This is a genomic window from Parasphingopyxis sp. (assembly GCF_052168295.1).
Taxonomy (GTDB): domain Bacteria; phylum Pseudomonadota; class Alphaproteobacteria; order Sphingomonadales; family Sphingomonadaceae; genus Parasphingopyxis.
The window spans coordinates 113454-132217 of sequence record NZ_JBQLZN010000080.1 but is presented as its reverse complement, the minus strand read 5'-3'; the positions used below and the strand labels follow the sequence as shown (position 1 = coordinate 132217).

Annotated in this window: 17 protein-coding genes and 1 tRNA gene; 6 read left to right on the top strand and 12 right to left on the bottom strand. The window is 63.0% G+C overall.

Features of this window, described 5'->3' with window-relative positions:
* Window positions 1-105: 105 nt before the first annotated feature.
* The 4 genes from ACTS1Z_RS13195 to hflX all read left to right on the top strand — a co-directional run bounded on the left by ACTS1Z_RS13195 (window position 106) and on the right by hflX (window position 5676).
* Window positions 106-2373, top strand: coding sequence for a sensor histidine kinase (locus ACTS1Z_RS13195; RefSeq protein ID WP_442624924.1), 2268 nt, complete (start codon window positions 106-108; stop codon window positions 2371-2373).
* Entirely contained in the window at window positions 2373-3758 is a 1386-nt protein-coding gene (ntrX, locus tag ACTS1Z_RS13190) for a nitrogen assimilation response regulator NtrX (RefSeq protein WP_442624923.1), read from the top strand. The genes ACTS1Z_RS13195 and ntrX overlap by 1 nt, the downstream gene beginning before the upstream one ends.
* A 112-nt stretch (window positions 3759-3870) precedes the next feature.
* On the top strand, window positions 3871-4356 hold the full coding sequence (hfq, locus tag ACTS1Z_RS13185; RefSeq protein WP_442624922.1) for an RNA chaperone Hfq: 486 nt from the start codon (window positions 3871-3873) through the stop codon (window positions 4354-4356).
* A gap of 9 nt (window positions 4357-4365) precedes the next feature.
* Window positions 4366-5676, top strand: coding sequence for a GTPase HflX (hflX, locus tag ACTS1Z_RS13180; protein ID WP_442624921.1), 1311 nt, complete (start codon window positions 4366-4368; stop codon window positions 5674-5676).
* On the opposite strand, the gene mazG is transcribed toward hflX, so the two are convergent.
* From mazG to ACTS1Z_RS13125, 11 genes are all read right to left on the bottom strand, one after another.
* Window positions 5673-6467: a nucleoside triphosphate pyrophosphohydrolase gene (gene mazG / locus ACTS1Z_RS13175; RefSeq protein WP_442624920.1), complete on the bottom strand. Its 795-nt coding sequence runs from the start codon at window positions 6465-6467 to the stop codon at window positions 5673-5675. The two genes, hflX and mazG, sit on opposite strands and share 4 nt — an antisense overlap.
* 147 nt (window positions 6468-6614) lie before the next feature.
* Window positions 6615-6950, bottom strand: a complete 336-nt coding sequence (locus tag ACTS1Z_RS13170; RefSeq protein ID WP_442624919.1) for a hypothetical protein — start codon at window positions 6948-6950, stop codon at window positions 6615-6617.
* A gap of 80 nt (window positions 6951-7030) precedes the next feature.
* Complete coding sequence (locus ACTS1Z_RS13165; RefSeq protein ID WP_442624918.1) at window positions 7031-7624, bottom strand: retropepsin-like aspartic protease family protein; 594 nt, start codon at window positions 7622-7624, stop codon at window positions 7031-7033.
* Window positions 7621-8388, bottom strand: a complete 768-nt coding sequence (locus tag ACTS1Z_RS13160; RefSeq protein ID WP_442624917.1) for an MBL fold metallo-hydrolase — start codon at window positions 8386-8388, stop codon at window positions 7621-7623. The genes ACTS1Z_RS13165 and ACTS1Z_RS13160 overlap by 4 nt, the downstream gene beginning before the upstream one ends.
* Complete coding sequence (locus ACTS1Z_RS13155; protein ID WP_442624916.1) at window positions 8385-9161, bottom strand: TatD family hydrolase; 777 nt, start codon at window positions 9159-9161, stop codon at window positions 8385-8387. The genes ACTS1Z_RS13160 and ACTS1Z_RS13155 overlap by 4 nt, the downstream gene beginning before the upstream one ends.
* Window positions 9162-9185: 24 nt before the next feature.
* Entirely contained in the window at window positions 9186-10751 is a 1566-nt protein-coding gene (gene metG, locus ACTS1Z_RS13150; protein ID WP_442624915.1) for a methionine--tRNA ligase, read from the bottom strand.
* Window positions 10741-11724, bottom strand: coding sequence for a DNA polymerase III subunit delta' (locus ACTS1Z_RS13145; RefSeq protein ID WP_442624914.1), 984 nt, complete (start codon window positions 11722-11724; stop codon window positions 10741-10743). The genes metG and ACTS1Z_RS13145 overlap by 11 nt, the downstream gene beginning before the upstream one ends.
* Complete coding sequence (tmk, locus tag ACTS1Z_RS13140; RefSeq protein ID WP_442624913.1) at window positions 11721-12344, bottom strand: dTMP kinase; 624 nt, start codon at window positions 12342-12344, stop codon at window positions 11721-11723. The genes ACTS1Z_RS13145 and tmk overlap by 4 nt, the downstream gene beginning before the upstream one ends.
* A gap of 6 nt (window positions 12345-12350) precedes the next feature.
* Window positions 12351-13523: a D-alanyl-D-alanine carboxypeptidase family protein gene (locus tag ACTS1Z_RS13135; protein WP_442624912.1), complete on the bottom strand. Its 1173-nt coding sequence runs from the start codon at window positions 13521-13523 to the stop codon at window positions 12351-12353.
* Between the two features lie 18 nt (window positions 13524-13541).
* Window positions 13542-14534: a septal ring lytic transglycosylase RlpA family protein gene (locus ACTS1Z_RS13130; protein WP_442624911.1), complete on the bottom strand. Its 993-nt coding sequence runs from the start codon at window positions 14532-14534 to the stop codon at window positions 13542-13544.
* Window positions 14518-15549 (bottom strand): lytic murein transglycosylase, encoded by a 1032-nt coding sequence (locus tag ACTS1Z_RS13125; RefSeq protein WP_442624910.1) that lies wholly within the window; start codon window positions 15547-15549, stop codon window positions 14518-14520. The genes ACTS1Z_RS13130 and ACTS1Z_RS13125 overlap by 17 nt, the downstream gene beginning before the upstream one ends.
* A 110-nt stretch (window positions 15550-15659) precedes the next feature.
* Here ACTS1Z_RS13125 and ACTS1Z_RS13120 point away from each other — a divergent pair.
* Window positions 15660-15749: transfer RNA gene (locus ACTS1Z_RS13120), tRNA-Ser, on the top strand.
* An 8-nt stretch (window positions 15750-15757) separates the two neighbouring features.
* Here the strand turns inward: ACTS1Z_RS13120 and ACTS1Z_RS13115 are convergent.
* Window positions 15758-17410, bottom strand: a complete 1653-nt coding sequence (locus ACTS1Z_RS13115) for a ShlB/FhaC/HecB family hemolysin secretion/activation protein (protein ID WP_442624909.1) — start codon at window positions 17408-17410, stop codon at window positions 15758-15760.
* Between the two features lie 210 nt (window positions 17411-17620).
* Between ACTS1Z_RS13115 and ACTS1Z_RS13110 the strand changes: the two genes are divergently transcribed.
* A partial coding sequence (locus tag ACTS1Z_RS13110) for a FecR family protein (protein WP_442624908.1) occupies window positions 17621-18764 on the top strand: 1144 nt, incomplete at its 3' end.

Below are 18764 nucleotides of genomic sequence, written 5' to 3'. Positions count from 1 at the left end.
CACTTGCCGATTTGCGACAGACCGCCCGAATGAAGCGCTGCGATATCCTAGAGTCTATGGAAAACTGTGTTTTCTATGCAACGGCGCTGTGATAGCGCTGCAACGATGACCAGCGAGAAGGTTTCCGGCGAACAAATGGCCGATGACGATGGCCTTGACGGCCTGCGTCAGAAGAGCTGGTTCATGCCGTCTATCGAGCTGACGACGCTCGGCATATTCTTGGCAATGGTCGCGACCAGCTATGTCGTGTTGACCCGGCAAGGCCCGGATCAACTCTTCCTTACGCCTTTTCTGACCGCGTTGCTGCTCGTCTCCCTTCTGGTCCCGGCGATGTTTCTGATGGTGCTGATCGCGCGGCGGATCGCCCAGCGCCGCGCGGCGCAATCGCCGATCGGCGGCAGGGGACGCCTGCACGTCCGCCTGGTGGCATTGTTTTCAGCGATCGCTGCGGTGCCGACGCTTCTGGTTGTCATATTCGCGTCGATCCTCTTTCAATATGGCGTCGAGTTTTGGTTTTCGGAGCGCGCGCGCGATACGCTCGAAAATGCCGGTAGCCTCGCGCAGGACTTTTATCTCGAAAGCCTCGAAGAGGTTGAGGCGGAGACACGGACGATGGCTGCCGATCTCGCGCCGCTCGTCGAGGGATCGTCGTTCGAGACGCCCGAATTCGTCGAGAATTTCGCCTTTCAGGTCTATGCGCGCGAACTCTCCGATGCGGCGATCTTCACGGTCGGGGAGGGCGGCGAAGTCCGCACCGTTGCACTCGTCAATCCCGACGACGCGTCCATGGAGTCGCGGTTGACGGCGTCGCTGCTGGCGACGCTGGATGCGGAGAGCCAGTCGGCGGTCAATGACGCCGGCGACCGGTTCGAGGCACTGGCGCGGTTCGGAGAGGAGTCGCCGTACCTGATCTATGCTTCGCGCGCGTCCGATCCGCAGATGCAGCTCCAGACGGAGCGTGCCACGGCCATCCTGGAAGACTATGACGAGCTGATCGACCGCGGACAGATCATGCAGCTGCGTTTTAATGCGGCGCTGCTCGTAATCTCGCTGCTGATCGTCGCAGCGGCCATCTGGATCGCGCTGAACGTAGCGGACCGGCTCGTCCGCCCGGTGGGATTGCTCGTTGAAGCGGCGCGCAAGGTCGCCGATGGCGATCTGTCGACACGCGTGCCGGTGCCAGAGGAACGCGATGAAATCGGTACGCTCGCAAGCGCCTTCAACGGCATGACAGGACGCCTGGAGGAACAGACGGGCGCGCTCGTGCTGGCGAACGACCAGCTCGACAGCCGCCGCGCCTTTACCGAAGCGGTGCTATCCAGCGTGACCGCGGGCGTGGTGTCCGTAGACGGCGAGCGCAGGATACGCCTGATCAACCGATCCGCCGCCGAGCTTATGGAAGTCGATCAGCAGGCGGTGATGGGGGATTGCCTCGACAACTTCGCACCGGAGCTGGACCGCCTGCTCGAGAGCGGGGAGGATACGAAAGTCATTCAGATGACGAGTGGCGGCGAACCGCGCACGCTCGCCGTGACTCTCGTCGAGGATCAGGGCGGTCATGTGCTGACCTTCGACGACATTACCCAGCAATTGCTCGATCAACGACGCGCGGCCTGGTCCGATGTCGCCCGGCGTATTGCGCATGAGATCAAGAATCCCCTGACGCCGATTCAGCTCGCCGCGGAACGGCTGCAGCGGCGTTTCGGCGACGCGGCGGATCCCGATAGCGGCGTTTTTACGAAGCTTACAGGAACAATCGTCCGGCAGGTGGGCGATCTCCGGCGCATGGTCGACGAATTCTCGTCCTTCGCGCGCATGCCGAAGCCCGTGTTTCGCGAAGAATCGATCCTCGATATCGCGCGGCAGGCGATGTTCCTGCACGAGGTCGCGCATCCGGAGATCGAATTTACCCAGCAGGCGCCGGAAGGCTTGCCACCCGTGGTCTGCGACCGCCGCCAATTGGGCCAGGCGCTGACCAATGTCGTGAAGAATGCTGTGGAGGCCGTCGAACAGAAGCATGGCGAAGGCGAGACAGGCGGCGAAATCACGCTATCGATCGCACAGGACGGTCCGCGCATCGTGCTTGATATCGAGGACAATGGGGTCGGTCTGCCGGCCGAACGCGAGCGCCTGACCGAGCCGTATATGACGACGCGGGAGAGCGGCACCGGCCTCGGTCTCGCCATCGTCAAGAAGATCGTCGAGGAGCATTTCGGAACGATCAGTTTCTCGGACCGGCCTGAGGGGGGGAGCCGGGTCCGGGTCATATTGGATGTCGAGGCGCTCGCACCGCTGAAAGATATGGAAGCAGGCGAGGGGGGTGAAGAGGATCGTCTCGACCAGTTAACGCGTAACAGTGAGGAGACCGCCTGATGTCGCTCGATATTCTTGTCGTCGACGATGAAGCCGATATTTGCGAGCTTGTCGCCGGGGTCCTCGAAGACGAAGGCTATGAGGCGCGCACCGCGCGGAGCAGCGACGAAGCGATCGCGGCATTGGAAGAGCGGCGGCCATCGCTGGTCTTGCTCGACGTCTGGTTGCAGGGGTCCAAGCTCGACGGGCTCGACCTGCTCGACGAGATCAAGCAGCGCGATCCGAGCCTGCCGGTCTTGATGATATCGGGTCATGGCAATCTCGACACGGCCGTCGCCGCGATCCGCCGCGGGGCGGTGGACTTTATCGAGAAGCCGTTCGAGGCGGCGCGCCTCTTGCATCTGGTCGCGCGCGCGACCGAGACGGACCGGTTGCGGCGCGAAAACGAACAGCTCAAGGCGCGGATCGGCGAAGAGGATGAGCTGACCGGCAATTCGAGCGCGATCAACAGTGTGCGTGCGACGCTGAAGCGCGTCGCCGGCACGGGCAGTCGGGTGATGATCACCGGGCCGGCGGGCGTCGGCAAGGAGGTCGCCGCACGGCTCCTGCACAATTGGAGCGGCCGGGCCGATGCGCCGTTCGTCGTCGTCAGCGCCGCGCGTATGACGACGGACCGGGTCGAAGAGGAGCTATTCGGATCGGAGGACGAGGATGGTCCGCGTCCTGGACTGCTCGAACAGGCGCATGGCGGAACGCTGTTCCTCGACGAAATCGGCGACATGCCGCTCGCTGCGCAGGGCCGCATATTGCGTGTGCTGACCGATCAGCGCTTCAATCGCGTCGGCGGGCAGCGGCTTGTGAATGTCGATGTCCGCGTGATCTCGGCAACGGCGCGCGATCTCGAAACGGAGATAGCCGAGGGCCGGTTCCGTGAGGACCTGTTCTACCGGCTGAACGTCGTGCCCGTCCATCTGCCGCCCTTGGCCGAACGGCGTGAGGATATCCCGCCGCTCGTCGAGCATTTTGCCGCGCGCTACGCGGCCGAGCGGCGCGTGCCGAATCCGGAAATTTCCGACGAGGCGATCGCCGCGATGCAGGCCTATGAGTGGCCGGGCAATGTGCGCCAGCTGCGCAACATCGTCGAGCGAACGATCATCCTGGCGCCGGGCGACCGTATTTCGCGCATCGATGCCGATATGCTGCCGGCCGAAATCCTCGAGGACCAGCTCCAGATCGCCCCGGACAAGGGCGCGAAGGCGATCATGGGTACGCCACTGCGCGAGGCGCGCGAGACGTTCGAACGCGAATATCTGCGCGTCCAGATCCGGCGCTTCTCGGGCAATATCTCGCGCACGGCGACCTTTATCGGGATGGAACGCTCGGCCCTCCACCGGAAACTGAAGACGCTGGGCTTGAACGAATCGAAGAAGAAGACGTCCGATTGAAGTCGGACTAGCGCGCACCTACATTCCGGAAGAGGCGGGTCGCCGCCTTATCGAACAGACGTCGATCAACGATGCCCAGCGGGCTACGACCCGCCAAGAGCCGGAGGCCATTATGGCTGAAAAGGTCAATATACTTCAGGATCTGTTTCTCAATACGCTGCGCAAGTCGAAAACCCCGGTCACGATGTTTCTCGTGAAGGGCGTCAAACTTCAGGGTGTCATCACCTGGTTCGACAATTTCTCGGTACTGCTGCGCCGCGATGGTCAGTCGCAGCTCGTTTACAAGCATGCAATCTCGACGATCATGCCTGGCGGTCCCATGGACATGACGGAGATCGAGGAAACCTTCGCGGAGGAAAAGCGTGGCAAGCTGCTCCAGGAAATCTTCCTCAATGCGGTCAAGCGCGAGCGCGATCCGGTGACGATGTTCCTCGTCAATGGTGTAATGCTGCAGGGCGAAGTCGCCGCTTTCGACCTCTTCTGCCTGCTGCTCAACCGCGACGGGCAGTCGCAGCTCGTCTACAAGCATGCGATTTCCACGATCCAGCCGGCCAACGCGATCGACCTTGGCAGCGCCGATCCCGACGCCGGTTCCTGAGCTTCCGCTTTGAGCGTTTTCGATCGCGACGAACTTGATGGTCTGAGGCGCGGTGATCGCGCGCTGATCGTCTTCCCCGATTTCGGCCACGACGATAGCCGGGACAATGACGCGCGCCTCGAAGAGGCGGCCGGCCTCGCCGAAGCCATCGGCATCGCCGTAGTCGAAAAGCGCGCCGTGAACGTGCGCCAGACGCGGCCGGCGACGCTGTTTGGCAAAGGGCAGGTCGAACAGCTGGCCGTCGCGGCACGGCTCGCAGAGGCAGACCTCGCTATCGTCGATGCGGCGCTCACACCCGTTCAGCAAAAGAACCTTGAAGATGAACTCAAGATCAAGGTGATCGACCGCACCGGGCTTATTCTCGAAATTTTCGGGGAGCGCGCCGCCACCGCGGAAGGGCGATTGCAGGTCGAACTCGCCCATCTCGATTATCAGGCTGGGCGCCTCGTGCGCAGCTGGACCCACCTGGAACGGCAGCGCGGTGGTTTCGGTTTTCTCGGCGGCCCCGGCGAAACGCAGATCGAGGCCGACAGGCGCATGATCCGCGATCGTATGGCAAAGCTGCGCCGCGAACTCGAGCAAGTGCGCCGGACGCGGAGTTTGCACCGGGCGCGCCGGCAGAAGGCCCCGTGGCCGGTAATCGCGCTGGTCGGCTATACGAACGCCGGAAAGTCGACACTTTTCAACAGGATGACCGGCGGTGACGTCATGGCGGCAGACCTGCTGTTCGCGACGCTCGATCCGACTATGCGTGAGATCGCACTGCCCGGGCTCGACAAGGCGATCCTGTCCGACACGGTCGGGTTCGTCTCCGATCTGCCGACCCAACTCGTCGCCGCGTTCCGCGCCACGCTCGAAGAGGTCAATGCGGCCGACCTGATCGTGCATGTCCGTGATATCTCGCACCCCGACAGTGACGCGCAGAATGTGGACGTGCAGCAGGTGCTGCGCGAAATCGGTGCGATAGACGGGGAGGGGAGCGCCCCGGTGATAGAGGCCTGGAACAAGATCGATGCACTGGATGACGCCGCACGCGAACAGCTGTGCAACGCGGCGGCACGTCGCGACGACGTCGTTGCGCTATCGGCGCTGACCGGGGAAGGGATAGAGGACCTTCGGGCGCTGATGGTAGAGCGGCTCGATCGCGGCAGTGCGATTCACGATATCAGCCTTCCGGTCTCGGACGGCGAAAATCTCGCCTGGCTGCACCGCAATGGAAGCGTTATCAATCAAGAGGTTGAAGGCGAGCTGATGAACCTGTCGGTCAAGCTTTCGGCAATCGACTGGGAGCGGTTCCAGGGCCGCGTATCGGCCGGCTAAGCCTCGTCCCGCTTGGCGGTGCGCCACAGCTTTTCCATTTCATCGAGCGACAGGTCCGAGAATCCATCGCCGCCGCGCTCTTCCATGACCCGGAAGCGCCGTTCGAACTTGCGATTGGCCTCGCGCAGGGCGGCTTCCGGATCGATGTCCATCTTCCGCGCCCAATTGACGACGGCGAACAGCAAATCTCCAATTTCTTCAGTGCGTTCTGCCGGGTTCTTCGCATCCTCGACTTCGGCGATCTCTTCGGCAATCTTCGCTTTCGGACCTTCGGTATCGGGCCAGTCGAAACCGGTGCGTGCGGCGCGTTTCTGGAGCTTTTCAGCACGAAGCAGGGCGGGCAGGGCGCTCGCAACGCCATCCAGCGCGCTCCCGCCGCCCTTTTCTTCCCGCTCCGCCGCCTTGATGGCCTCCCAGCCCGGTGTTTCCGCATCAGCGCCGCCATTTGCACCGAAAACGTGCGGGTGCCGGCGCACCATCTTCTCGGAAATACCGTCAAGGACGCCGGCAAGATCGAAATGCCCGGATTCCTGAGCCATACGCGCATGGAAGACGACCTGGAGCTGCAGATCGCCGAGCTCATCCTTCAACGCCGCCAGATCGTCGCGTTCGATCGCGTCCGCAACCTCATAGGCTTCCTCGATCGTGTACGGGGCGATCGAGGCGAAATCCTGTTCGACATCCCACGGACAGCCATGCTCCGGATCGCGCAAGCGCGCCATGATGGCTGCCAAGCGCTCGATACGCTGTCCAAGATCACCATTTTCCGGAGAGGGGTGCGTCACGTCCATCGATCACTAATCCCGATAATATACATTATGTTAAATTAAACGTCGTTCCCGGTTTACGGCCCCTCTCGCCCGTGCGCCCGCCGTTCTAATAAGAAAAAGCGCCCCGGCCAATGACCGGAGCGCCTGTTCATGTGGTCAAAGACGGGCTTAGTCGTAGCCGTCGCCGTTAACATCGCCGACAGCAACGCGCACGCCGCCGCGATGCGATCTAGTCTGAGTCCCGCGGTCAAACCGGTTTCGGGCGCGATTGCTGCTCTGTCCGTCGAACACGCGGACATGCGGTCCGCCGCCTGCTCCGCGCGCCTGCGGTCGACGTGCGGCTTCCCGGGCGGACTGTACGGCCGGCAGCAAGAGGCCGACCTGCTGATTGTTTTGCGGTCCGCGCAATTCGGTTGCTGCATTGTTGTTTTGCGCCGATGCCGGGCTGGCGCTGAGACAGAAGATTGCGGCGACCGCCGCGATACATGCACTGGACTTTTTCATAACAAGCTTCCTGATCACTGTGCGACGAAGCCTGTTTCACATGATCGGAACGTGCGCTCCGTGATGCGGATCACCGTTTCTCAGGGTTCCAGGATCAGCCAATCGCCTTCGACGCCCCAGCTCGACAGCGAAGACAGGAAATTCATGCCGAGCACGTTGGTCCCGCCGAATTCCTCGGCAACGACGACCGGCATATTGTCGCGCCGGATGGTTCCAACGATCAGCGTTTCGGCTTCGGCGCGATCCGCCGATATCGGTCCGTTCGCGGTGTTGAGGATCATCGGAAAGCCGCCACCCGGCTCGACGCCGGACCGTTGGGCCGCGCCGACCGACAAGGCAGTGACCGTCGCGCCGCTATCGATCAGGAACCGCTCTTCATTGCCGTTGATCCGCACATTGACCCAGAAATGCCCGTCTTCCGATTTGCGGATACGCAACGTCTCGCCGACCGCGACGCTGTCGGGCGGATCGATTTCGTACCAGATTCTTTGTCCGAACGCGCCGATATCGTTGCGAAAAGCATAGATCGTCAGGCCGATGGCGAAGATCGCGACCCAGGCAAGCGCCATTTTGGCGGCCTGGCCGATCGGGATACGCCGGGCGATGAGCGCGCTGCCGACAACGACCAGCATGACAACGGCCCAGACGAGGCTGATTCCCTGCCCGTCGGTCATGTCAGCTCCACCTCCAAGCCGTCATAGCCCGGTTCGACATTGTCCGGCAGTTCGTCGAGCAGAGTCCGATAATCCATCGAATGGTCCATATGCGTCAGTATCGCGCGTCCTGGCTTCGCCTTTTCGATCCAGTCCAGCGTCTGTGCAAGATGCGGATGGGTGGGATGCTCGCGGCGCCGGAGCGCATCGACGACCCAGACATCCACGCCTTCGACGCATTCGAACGCCTTGGCCGGCAGTCCGGTGAAGTCGGTCGTATAGGCTATGCTTTTGCCGCCATGGTCGAACCGCAGGGCGGCCGACGTGATCGTGCCGTGCGGCATATCGGCCGCCGTCACCGTCACGCCGCCGAGCATTGTACGATCCGTCAGCGTCATACCCTGCGCGTAGGACGGATACGGCCCGTTTCCGCGGAATGCGAAATCGAACCGCTGCTGGATCTCGCGCAGAGTCCTTGGCCGGGCGAGACACGGTACGGGTCCGCCCAATGCGAAATAGAGCTGCCGGATATCGTCGATACCGTGACAATGATCGGCATGTTCGTGCGTCCAGATGACGTGATCGACGCGTTTGACGCCGGCGTCGAGCAGCTGCTGCCGTAGATCGGGCCCGGTATCGATCAATATGGTCTGATTGCCCGCGGAGACGAGAATCGACGATCGTGTCCGCCGGTTCCGGGGTTCTTTCGGATCGCACGCGCCCCAGTCATTGCCGATCCGCGGAACGCCGGCAGAGGTGCCGCAGCCGAGTACCCGCAGCTTCACGCGGTCGTCTTGTCGAACAACGTGTGAAAATTGCGCGTCGTATAGGCCGCCAGATCTTCAACCGATTCACCGCGCAAATCCGCGAGAAAAGCCGCCGTGTCGGCCACGAATGCCGGTTCGCATGTCTTGCCGCGATTGGGTACGGGCGCGAGGAACGGCGAGTCCGTTTCGATCAGCAGGCGATCTCGGGGCAGTTTCGCTGCCGTCGCTTGCAAATCCTTCGCATTCTTGAAGGTCACGATGCCGGAAATCGAGATGTAGAAACCGAGATCGAGCGCCTTCTCGGCGAAATCCTGGCTTGCGGTGAAGCAGTGAATAACGCCGCGATAGGGCCCCTCCTCCATCTCCTCGGTCAGGATTTGGGCGGTATCCTCCTCAGCGTCGCGCGTATGCACGATTAGCGGCAGTCTGCTCTCCCGGCAGGCGGCGATATGACTGCGAAAACTCGTCTTCTGCTGTTCGCGGTCCGAATGTTCGTAATAATAATCGAGGCCGGTCTCGCCGATCGCGACGACTTTGGGGTGATCAACGCGGGCGAGCAGCTTGGCGGTGTCGATTTCGGGGTGCGCATCGGCCTCGTGCGGATGGATGCCAATGGACGCCCAGATATCGTCGCCCTTCTCGGCCGTACCGATAATCGCATCCCATTCGCGCTCGCGCGTCGAGATGTTGAGCATGGTCGAAACGCCGCGCGCCCGCGCAGCCTCGATCACGTCGTCCTGACGCTCGACGAGTCCGTCATAGTTCAGATGGCAATGGCTATCGACAAACATACCAGGGAGATAGGGATTGCGCCCTTAGCTGTCACCGTGCTCGTCCGGCATTTCGAGCCGGGGAAACACGCCCTGCGGCGGGGGCAAAGCCAATCCCGGTTCGAGCGGTTTCGCCAATGCGTCAAAATCGCGTGCGTCGGCAGGCTGCCCCAGCTGGTCGAGCAGCGCATCGGCGGATGCGGGAATGGCCCAGCGCGCGAGGATCGCGAGCTGCCGCACCGCTTCCGCGCAACGGTAGAGGATGGCCCCTGCCCGATCCGGGTCGGTCTTGCGGACGGCCCAGGGCTGCTGCTCGGATATGTAAAGATTGGCTTCGGCCGCGCCCTTCCAGATCGCCTCGAGCGCCTGGTGAATGGCGAATTCGTCCATCGCCTCCGCGGCCTCACCGGGTATCGCCTCGAAAAGCGCCATGAGCGCCGTATCGGCCTCGGTGGGTTCGCCCGGATCCGGCACCGTGCCGTCGAAATTCTTGGCGATCATGGACAGCGTGCGCTGGGCCAGATTGCCGAGATCGTTGGCGAGATCGGCATTGCACCGAGTCACGATGGCTTCTGGCGAATAGCTGCCGTCGCTGCCGAAGCTGACTTCGCGGAGCAGGAAATAGCGGACCGGATCGACGCCGAACGTCTCGGCCAGCGCCATCGGATCGGTCACATTCCCGAGCGATTTCGACTCCTTCTGTCCGCGATTGAGCAGGAAGCCATGGCCGAACACGCGCGATGGCAGCGGCAGGTCCGCGCTCATAAGGAATGCCGGCCAATAGACGGTATGGAAGCGGACGATATCCTTGCCGATAATATGGACGCTTTCCGCCCCCTCACCCCAGTATCGCGCGTAGAGCCCCTCCTCGTCCGGGAAATCCAGTCCGGTCAGATAGTTGGTCAGCGCATCGAGCCAGACATACATGACATGATCGTCATTGCCGGGTACCTTGACGCCCCAGTCGAAACTGGTGCGCGAAATGCTGAGATCTCGTAGCCCACCTTCGACGAAACGCGCGATCTCGTTGCGGCGGCTGTCGGGCTTAAGGAATTCGGGATGATTCTTGTATAATTCGAGCAGCTTGTCCTGATAATTGGAGAGCCTGAAGAACCAGCTTTCCTCGACGGTCCATTCCACGGGCGTGCCTTGGGGCGAGAGTTTCTCGTCCCCTTCCCCGTCGATCAGTTCCTTTTCGTCGTAATAGGCTTCGTCGCGGACCGAATACCAACCTTCGTAGCGATCGAGATAGAGATCGCCCTTCTCCGCCATCCGCGTCCAGATCGCCTGTGCCGCGCGATGGTTGGCTTCTTCCGTTGTACGGATAAAGCGGTCATAATCGATGTTAAGAACGTTGCACATATCTATAAAATATTGCGTCATTTCATCGGCGAACTCGCGGATATCCATGCCGCGCTCGCGGGCCGTCTTGACCATTTTCAGGCCATGCTCGTCGACACCGGTCTGAAACCGTACATCCCGGCCGGACAGCCGAAAAAAGCGCGCGATCGCGTCGGTCGCGACCGCTTCATAGGCATGGCCGATATGGGGCTTGCCGTTGGGATAGCTGATCGCGGTCGTGATGTAGAATGGCTTGGAATCAGGCGTCATGCCGCGGTTCATGCAGCGAAGCGAGCAGTCCGGCAAGCGTGAAAACGGTGCTTTGCGGGTCCAGAGACAGGCGGAGCGCCCCGCCCGCCAATGACCGTGCCTCTTCCCAGGCATCGAGCGCGTTTTCGAGCGCCCTGCCCTCGAGCGTCCGCGCATGGGCGGCGATGGCGGACGGCGCGCGATCGAGAAAGGCTTCGTATCGCGGCTGCGCCTTTTTGAGGGCGAGGCTCTGCGCCAGCGCGGCGCGGGCGCCGTTGCCACGATCGCCCTTTGCGATCAACGCGGCGATGGCCGAATCCAGCTCGGCGATATCGAGACCCGCATATTGGAGCGCCTGGCCCGGTGCGCCGTTGCCGATCCTTACCAGCGCCGTCCGTTCTTCGGCATCCATATCGGGCTCGGCCTGGGCGATGGCCGACGTCATGACGTCATCGGAAAGCCTTGAAAATTTGAGCGTTCTGCAGCGGGAACGGATGGTCGGCAGTATCCGCCCCGGGCTGTGGCAGACGAGCAGGAAGACGCAATTGGGCGGCGGTTCTTCGAGATTTTTGAGGAGCGCGTTGGCGGCCGGGCGCTCCAGATCGTCGATCGCATCGATCACGACCGCGCGCCAATCCGACATGGACGGCGTCGTTGCGAAGAGCGACTGGATTCCGCGGACTTGGTCGACGGTGATGTTGCGCGCCAGTTCCTCCGGTTTGCGGTCGCGAGGCAGGCGTACGAGTTTGCGCAGGTCGGGATGGCTGCCGGCCTTGATCAATTGCGCCGTGGGATGGTTTTCGGCGACGGCAAGCCCTTCACCCAGTCCATCCGGCGCGGCTGCCTGGGCCAATACGCGCTGCGCCGCCAGATCGGCGAACATCGCCTTGCCGACGCCTTTGGGCCCGGCCAGCAGCCAGGCATGATGCAAGGTCCCGCGGTCAAGCGCCGCACGAAACGCCTCGATCGCGCTATCGTGGCCGAACAGCGTCATAGGAATCGCTTCTCGACGGCTTTACGCACTGCCGCGGCCACGTCCTCAACGGACTTGCCCCCGTCGATCACAATGAAACGGTCCGGCTGTTCGCTGGCGAATGCGTCGAATGCATCGGCGACGGCAGTGTGAAAGGCGAGATCGCGGCGTGTAAACCGGTCGTGATCGAGACCATCGCGCGCGACGGCACGGCGGGTGCCCGCATCGCCGTCCATCCGCAACAAGACGGTCAGATCGGGCCAAGTATCGCCGATCGCCGTTTCATTGATCGCGCGAACACGCTCGACACCCAGATTGCCCGCCGCGCCCTGATAGGCGAGCGTCGAATCGATAAAACGATCGCAAATCACCCATTTGCCGTCGGCCAGCGCTGGCCGAATGAGGCTTTCGACATGATCGGCGCGCGCCGCCGCGAACAGATGCGCCTCGGCCGTCGCCGTCAGCGGTGCATCCTCTTCCAGCAGTAGCGCGCGAATGGCGTCGGCACCAGGCGTGCCGCCCGGTTCGCGGGTCTCCACCGTCTCGATGCCGCGTTCGCGGAGCCATGACGCCAAAAGGCGCGTTTGCGTCGATTTGCCGGCGCCCTCGCCGCCCTCGAAAGTGATGAACTTGCCCGGCACCCGGCCTTATCCAAGGCCGAGCAGCGACAGCAAACCCGCCCAGGCCCGGCCGAAGAAACCGCGCTCCCCTACCGCTTCCTCCGCGACCAGGGGCAGTCTCTGGGCCGGCATGCCCGGCGTTTCGACGACCAGATCGGCAATATGCTGGCCCTCCGCGATCGGCGCGCGCACCGGGCCTTGATATACGATCTTCGCCTGACGCTCCGAGATCAGTCCGGCCGGCACCGTGATCGCAAGGTTGCGCGGTGCCACCAGGCCGACTTCTCTCGCACTACCGCCCTGGATGCGGGCCGTACCCACGCGCCCGCCGCTGGCGACAAGCTGGCGCGACTGCCAGGCGTTGAAACCCCATTCCATGAAGCGCGTGGATTCGCCGATCCGCTGATTGTAGGAATCGAGGCCAGCCACGACCATGACGAGGCGGCGGCCATCCTGCACCGCAGATCCCGTAAAGCCGTACCCCGCTTCCTGCGTATGGCCGGTCTTGAGGCCGTCCGCGCCATTGACGTTGCCAATGAGCGGATTGCGATTGGGTTGCGTGATGGGTTCGCCGCCCATCGTTTCGCCCCAGGTGAATTCGCGGCGGCCGTAGAACTGGCTGTAATATTCGGGATAGCGGCGGATCGTGGCGATCGCGATCCGCGCCAGATCGCGTGCCGACACATAGCTCTCGCCCTCGTCCGGCCAACCCGTGCTGTTGCCGAAATTGCTGTTCTCGAGCCCGAGCTCCTCAGCCTTGCGGTTCATGAGCGCCGCGAAAGCCGATTCCGTGCCTGAAATACACTCTGCAAGCACCACGCTGGCGTCGTTGCCCGATACCGTCACGACGCCATAGAGCAGGTTTTCGATGCTCACCTGTTCGCCCGGCGACAGGAACATCGTCGATCCGGCGCTCGGGCCGCTCCATTGTCGCCATGTATCGGGCCGTACCGTACACTCCTGATCCAGCGTGATCTCGCCCTCGTCGAGCAGGTCGAAAACGACATGCGCGGTCATCATCTTCGCCATAGACGCCGGCGGAATGCGCCTTTCCGCGTTCCGGGCGAACAGGACCGCGCCCGAACTCATGTCGACAAGATAGGCGATGGGCGCTTCGCCGTCATATTCCGGCCGCTGGGCCTGGCTCGAACCGGCGACGGCAAACATGGCCAGCGCCAGCAGGATGGGGGACTTACGCATGTGCTCCTTTGGTTCCTTCTATCGTCCGGTATCCCGGAAAATACGGGCATCTGAAAAACCGGCGGATCGCGCCTGCGACCGGGCTTGCTGGGCGGCCGACTGCGTCGGGTAAGGCCCGAGCCGGACCCGCCGGATATTGCCGGCGGAGACGATCCTCACCGGACCGAGGCGCCGGGCGCGATCGGCGAGCCGCTGGGCGTTCGCGGCGTTCGAGAAGGCGCCGAGCTGGACGTAATAGCTTCCGCTTGCCGCTGGCGCGGGGGTGCGTGTGGCCGCGGGCGGTTGCGGCTCCTCTTCCTCAAGCCATTGCGCGCCCGTGGTTGGACGACTGCTGTCAACACTATCCGCGACCGCGCTGCGGCCAGACGCGTCGGGCGGCGGTACGGCCGGCGGAATGATGCCGCCGCCCCGCTCGAATTGCGCGCGCAAGGCATCGAGCAGTTGCGGCGAGGTATCCAGCCGCGGCTGCGCCGGCTGCCCGGCGCGCAAACGCGCCCTGTCGCTTTCGATCGGCTGCACCCGGCGCACGCGAACGGGCGCCGTTCCCTGTTCGACTATGCCGAGCTGCCGCGCCGCGCCGACCGACAGGTCGATAATCCGGTTTTCGGAAAAAGGTCCGCGGTCGTTGACGCGCACGAGGATGGTACGCCCGGTCTGCAGCGCCGTTACCTCGACATAGGATGGCAGCGGCAATGTGCGGTGTGCGGCGCTTATGCCGGACGGCCGGAACCGCTCGCCATTGGCCGTCGGGCGGCCGGACAGCTCCGCGCCGTAGTAGGAGGCAAGGCCGACCTCGTCATAATGGGATGGATCGGACGGCGTGTAGGTCCGACCGTCAATCGTATATGGCGCGCCGATCTGGACGGGCGTATCCGAAACGGCCTCGCCATAGACAGGCCCCTGGCCGCCAGCCGTTGCCGGCGGAAGCTCGCGGCCGCCGCTACCGCCGCAAGCGGCGAGTGCGAACAGCGACAATCCGGCGGCCCATTTCCATTTATCGAACAATTTCATCGGCCAGTAACCCCACCGACAGGGCATAGAAATTCGAACAATTATAGTCGAGTATCACGCGATAATTGTTGGTGAGAAGATAAGCGGTGTTGCCCGGCCCATCGGGTTCGAGCAGCGTGGCCATCACATTGTCGTCGGGCCAGATGCCGCGGCGCGGCCGGATCCCGAGTTCGCGCCATTCGGCCATAGACAGCCAGCGGCTGTGGCGTTCCATAACGCGCGGGCATCGCGTCGCATTCGTGCGGTTTTCGATAGCACCGCGGTTGAGCGACGACGGGACGTTTACGGCTATCCCCCAAGGCTCGCCGCGCCGCCAGCCGGCATTTTCGAGATAGTTGCCGATCGATGCGAGCGCATCCGCCTCGCTGCGCCAGATCTCGGCACGGCCGTCGCCGTCGCCGTCTATGGCGAGGCGCAGATAGACGCTGGGGAGAAATTGCGGATAGCCGAAGGCCCCTGCCCAGCTGCCGATCAGACGGTCGCGTGGCACGCCGCGGTCGATCATCTTCATGGCGGCTATGAATTCGCCGGCGAACAATTCCCGTCTCCGGCCTTCATAGGCGAGCGTTGCGAGCGAGCGCGGCAGGTCGAAATCGCCGGTAATCCGGCCATAGCCCGTCTCATGGCCGTAAATCGCGATGGCGATCTTGCCCGGAACGCCCGTCCGCTCTTCGATATCGCGGAGTTGTCCGATGACGCGGCGATAGGTCGCCACGCCGCCATTGATCCGCGTCGGATTGACGTGGCGGGCCTGATAGGGCGCGAAGGGCGGTATCGGGGAATCGAAGCTGCCGCCGGGCTGGTTGCGGTCTAGCTGGATGACCCGCGGATTGTAGCTGAGTGTCGGAATGATCCGATCGAGCGTTTCGGGCCGAACGCCCTCGGCGATCGCCTGCGCGCGCAGTTCCTGCATGTAGGCGCGGAAACCCGCATCGGACTGGGCCGTGGCAGGACTCGCCAGGCCGAAACCCGCAAGCATCAGGAAAAACGCTTTGATAAGAGTGAGATTACGCATCGGGATACCTTTCCCGCACCCTCCTGCCATAGCGGCGGGCGCAAAAGAAAGGCTTTTCGTCGCACGGCTTGCACAAAAGGGCGTTTGCGCGATAAGCGCCGGATATCGCGGGACAGGTGGCCGAGTGGTTTAAGGCACTGGTCTTGAAAACCAGCGTGGGTTCACGCTCACCGTGGGTTCGAATCCCACCCTGTCCGCCAGCGCTTTCTCAGAAATCCGCGCCGATCGAGAATCGCAAACGCGGGCTCCGGTCGCCGCTGTCGAACCTGTCGGTGTTGAGCGGGAATCCGGCCTCGAGGCCGATGCGTATGGAGTCGGCCATATATGCCCTGAGGCCGGCCCCTGCGGACGTCAGGCGGCCGCCACCACCGCCATTTCCGAGGTTCCGCACGCCAGCGGCATCGAAAAATCCGTAAAATTGTATATTATCAATGGCCTCCGATACGTCTCTTATATCGTATCGAAGCTCCATTGCGCCCGCGATGCCGTTTTCGCCCGAACGCTCATAATAGTCGAATCCGCGGCCATAATAGGGTCCGCCGATCCCGAATTCATCGCCCGCGAGCAGTTCGCGCGATGCGAGCTGGGCCCGGCCGGTGAGTTCGACGCTGAAACCGCCGCCGAGCGGCTTCCAGAAGCGCCCGAAAAACTCGGCCTTGGTGAACACCCCGCTGCCGTCGAAGCGTGACGTCAAGGCGTCACCTTCGCGCGAAGCGTCGAAAATGCCGAGGCCCTGGGTGAGGCGCGTTCCGCCGCTCAGATGCGCGTTACCGACCCGCAGAAAGCCGTTCAGGCCCAATTCTGCAGTGGTTACGCGGTCCTCGCGGATGGGAATGCCATTATCGTCCTGCATGGTTTCGCGATAGCTGAGCGCAAAGCTGCCCCACAGGCTGCCGGCCCGCGATCGGATGAACGGGTGCCGAACGGCTACGGAGGCGCCGATGCTGTCGCCATCGCGATCGGCGCTCGGAATGTCGTCTTCCGGCTCCGAATGCGCGTAATAGCCGCTGAAACCGACCGTCGTACCGTCATCGCCGAGCGGAATATCGTAAGACAGGCGGATGAGCGCGAAATCGCCGGGCTCGAACGGCGTCGCGCTTGTGGAGATACGGAGCCTGTCGCCGTCTGCGATGGCGCTATTGACGGCGACTCCCGCCTGGAACCGCCACGGGCCGACTGCCTCGCTGCCGTCATTGCTCAGCCGTGCCCAGCCCTCGACATCGTCCTGCGCGACCGAAACCTGGAGCGTACCGGTACCGTCCCGGCGGAAAAACTGCGTGTTTGTGATGCGAATGCCGGGCACGTCGGCCGCGAGCAGCAGACGTCGCTCAAGCCGGTTCTCGGCTACGGGCTCGCCATCTGCGAGAGGCGCCAGGATGCGCTCGACCGCGCTGTTTCGCGCGCCCACATAGCGAATATCCTCGATGCTGCCTTCATCGACGGTAATCCGCAGCATGCCGGCATCGAGACGCTGCGGCGCGACCCGGGCGCTTGCAAAGATATACCCCTCTTCCCGCAATACGCCTGCGATCGCGCCGGATAGCTGCTGGAGATCTTCGGGCGAGAGGATGCGTCCGACATAGTCCGATATGACCGGTACGAAGCGGCTCGCCGGAAGCGAGCTGCCTTCGACGCGTATGGCACCGACAAAGACGCCATCGTCGGCATCGACCGTCGATATCCGGTCGGGATCGGCAACCGGCAGGGTGACGTCATCGACCTGTTCGCGCGGAAGCTGCCGTTCGAATTCCTCCTCGATAATGCCGGGATCGCCCCGATCCAGCGCGTTCTGCGCCGCGGCCGGCACCGCATGCGACAACGCCACTGCCGAGAGGGCGAGCAAGAATTTTGCGCTTCGCATGGTCGTTCGAGAAGATCCCCAAATCCGAATTGACGCCACGGTTACAAGGGGATCGCTAAAAAAGGATTTAACGCGTCGCTTTCCTAAAGGATGCCTTAACCCGATTTCCACAGAAGTCCGTAACCCGCGCCCCGCTATCCCGCAGTCTGACGAAGAAGCCCGTGGGTGCATTGCCCAGGGCGCAAGACATAAGGACCAAGGGGAAAAACCATGCGCAAAGCCATTTATTGCGCGATTCCAGCGCTTCTCGCAGCGACCAGCCAGCCCGCATGGGCCGATGGGCCGCGATGGCGCGTTACCGAAGCCAGCGGCGAGGTCCATGTTCTGCGCGCCGGCGTGTCGCGCACGGCGACGCGTGGCGGCATGCTCTATTCGGGCGATGTCCTGGTCACTGGGGATCGCGGACGTGCGGTGGTGACGCGTGGCGACGAATATATGATCGTCTCCCCCGACTCCCGGCTCCGCTTGCCTGGCGATACGCGAGCCGGAGGAATTACACAGATAATTGAAGAAGTTGGAAGCGTTATTTACAACGTCCAGCGAAGAAATCACCAGCATTTCAGCGTCGAAACGCCGTATCTAGCGGCCGTGGTCAAAGGCACGACTTTCTCCGTGACCGTCGACGAAGGCGGTTCGTCCGTGCAGGTGCTCGAGGGTCTGGTCGAGGTTTCGACGCTTGATGGTGGCGCGAGCGATCTCGTCGAGCCCGGCGAAATCGCACTGGTGGCCGTGGGTGATCGTTATCGCCTTACGGTCGAAGGCGACGAGACACGCGTGATTCAGTCGCCCAACGCGCCTGCGGAAGGCACCACCGTGTCATCTTCGGAAACCGCCCCGACGGCGACGGCGGCGCTGACCGTCCCCGCCGGTGACTTCAGCGGCAACGAGATTCGCGCGGAGATCCGCGCGGCGCCGGTATCGATCGGCGCGCTCACCGAAGGCCTGGTCGGCGGCGAGACCGAAGCGCATATCGAATATGCGGCTCTGGACGCCAGTGACGGCACGCCCGAAAGCGGTGGCGTATTCGAATCCGTGATCGCCGAGAATGACGACGGCAACAACGGACACGGCAACGATGCCGATGGCCGCGACGAGAGCAATCCGGGCAACGGCAACGGCGTCGGTAACGGCAACGGTGGCGGAAACGGCAACGGTGGCGGAAACGGCAACGGCGTCGGTAACGGCAACGGTGGCGGCAACGGCAACGGTGGCGGAAACGGCAACGGTGGCGGAAACGGCAACGGCGGCGGGAACGGCAACGGTGGCGGAAACGGCAACGGCGGCGGAAACGGCAACGGCGGCGGAAACGGCAACGGTGGCGGAAACGGCAACGGCGGCGGGAACGGCAACGGTG

Coding starts and splice junctions, on each gene's coding strand:
- ACTS1Z_RS13145 (WP_442624914.1), bottom strand. CDS start 11,724: ATGACGCTGTTCGGCCACGATAGCGCGATCGAGGCGTTTCGTGCGGCG.
- ACTS1Z_RS13195 (WP_442624924.1), top strand. CDS start 106: ATGACCAGCGAGAAGGTTTCCGGCGAACAAATGGCCGATGACGATGGC.
- hfq (WP_442624922.1), top strand. CDS start 3,871: ATGGCTGAAAAGGTCAATATACTTCAGGATCTGTTTCTCAATACGCTG.
- ntrX (WP_442624923.1), top strand. CDS start 2,373: ATGTCGCTCGATATTCTTGTCGTCGACGATGAAGCCGATATTTGCGAG.
- ACTS1Z_RS13170 (WP_442624919.1), bottom strand. CDS start 6,950: ATGAAAAAGTCCAGTGCATGTATCGCGGCGGTCGCCGCAATCTTCTGT.
- ACTS1Z_RS13125 (WP_442624910.1), bottom strand. CDS start 15,549: ATGCGTAATCTCACTCTTATCAAAGCGTTTTTCCTGATGCTTGCGGGT.
- ACTS1Z_RS13135 (WP_442624912.1), bottom strand. CDS start 13,523: ATGCGTAAGTCCCCCATCCTGCTGGCGCTGGCCATGTTTGCCGTCGCC.
- ACTS1Z_RS13165 (WP_442624918.1), bottom strand. CDS start 7,624: ATGACCGACGGGCAGGGAATCAGCCTCGTCTGGGCCGTTGTCATGCTG.
- ACTS1Z_RS13115 (WP_442624909.1), bottom strand. CDS start 17,410: ATGCGAAGCGCAAAATTCTTGCTCGCCCTCTCGGCAGTGGCGTTGTCG.
- metG (WP_442624915.1), bottom strand. CDS start 10,751: ATGACGCCTGATTCCAAGCCATTCTACATCACGACCGCGATCAGCTAT.
- mazG (WP_442624920.1), bottom strand. CDS start 6,467: ATGGACGTGACGCACCCCTCTCCGGAAAATGGTGATCTTGGACAGCGT.
- ACTS1Z_RS13155 (WP_442624916.1), bottom strand. CDS start 9,161: ATGTTTGTCGATAGCCATTGCCATCTGAACTATGACGGACTCGTCGAG.
- ACTS1Z_RS13130 (WP_442624911.1), bottom strand. CDS start 14,534: ATGAAATTGTTCGATAAATGGAAATGGGCCGCCGGATTGTCGCTGTTC.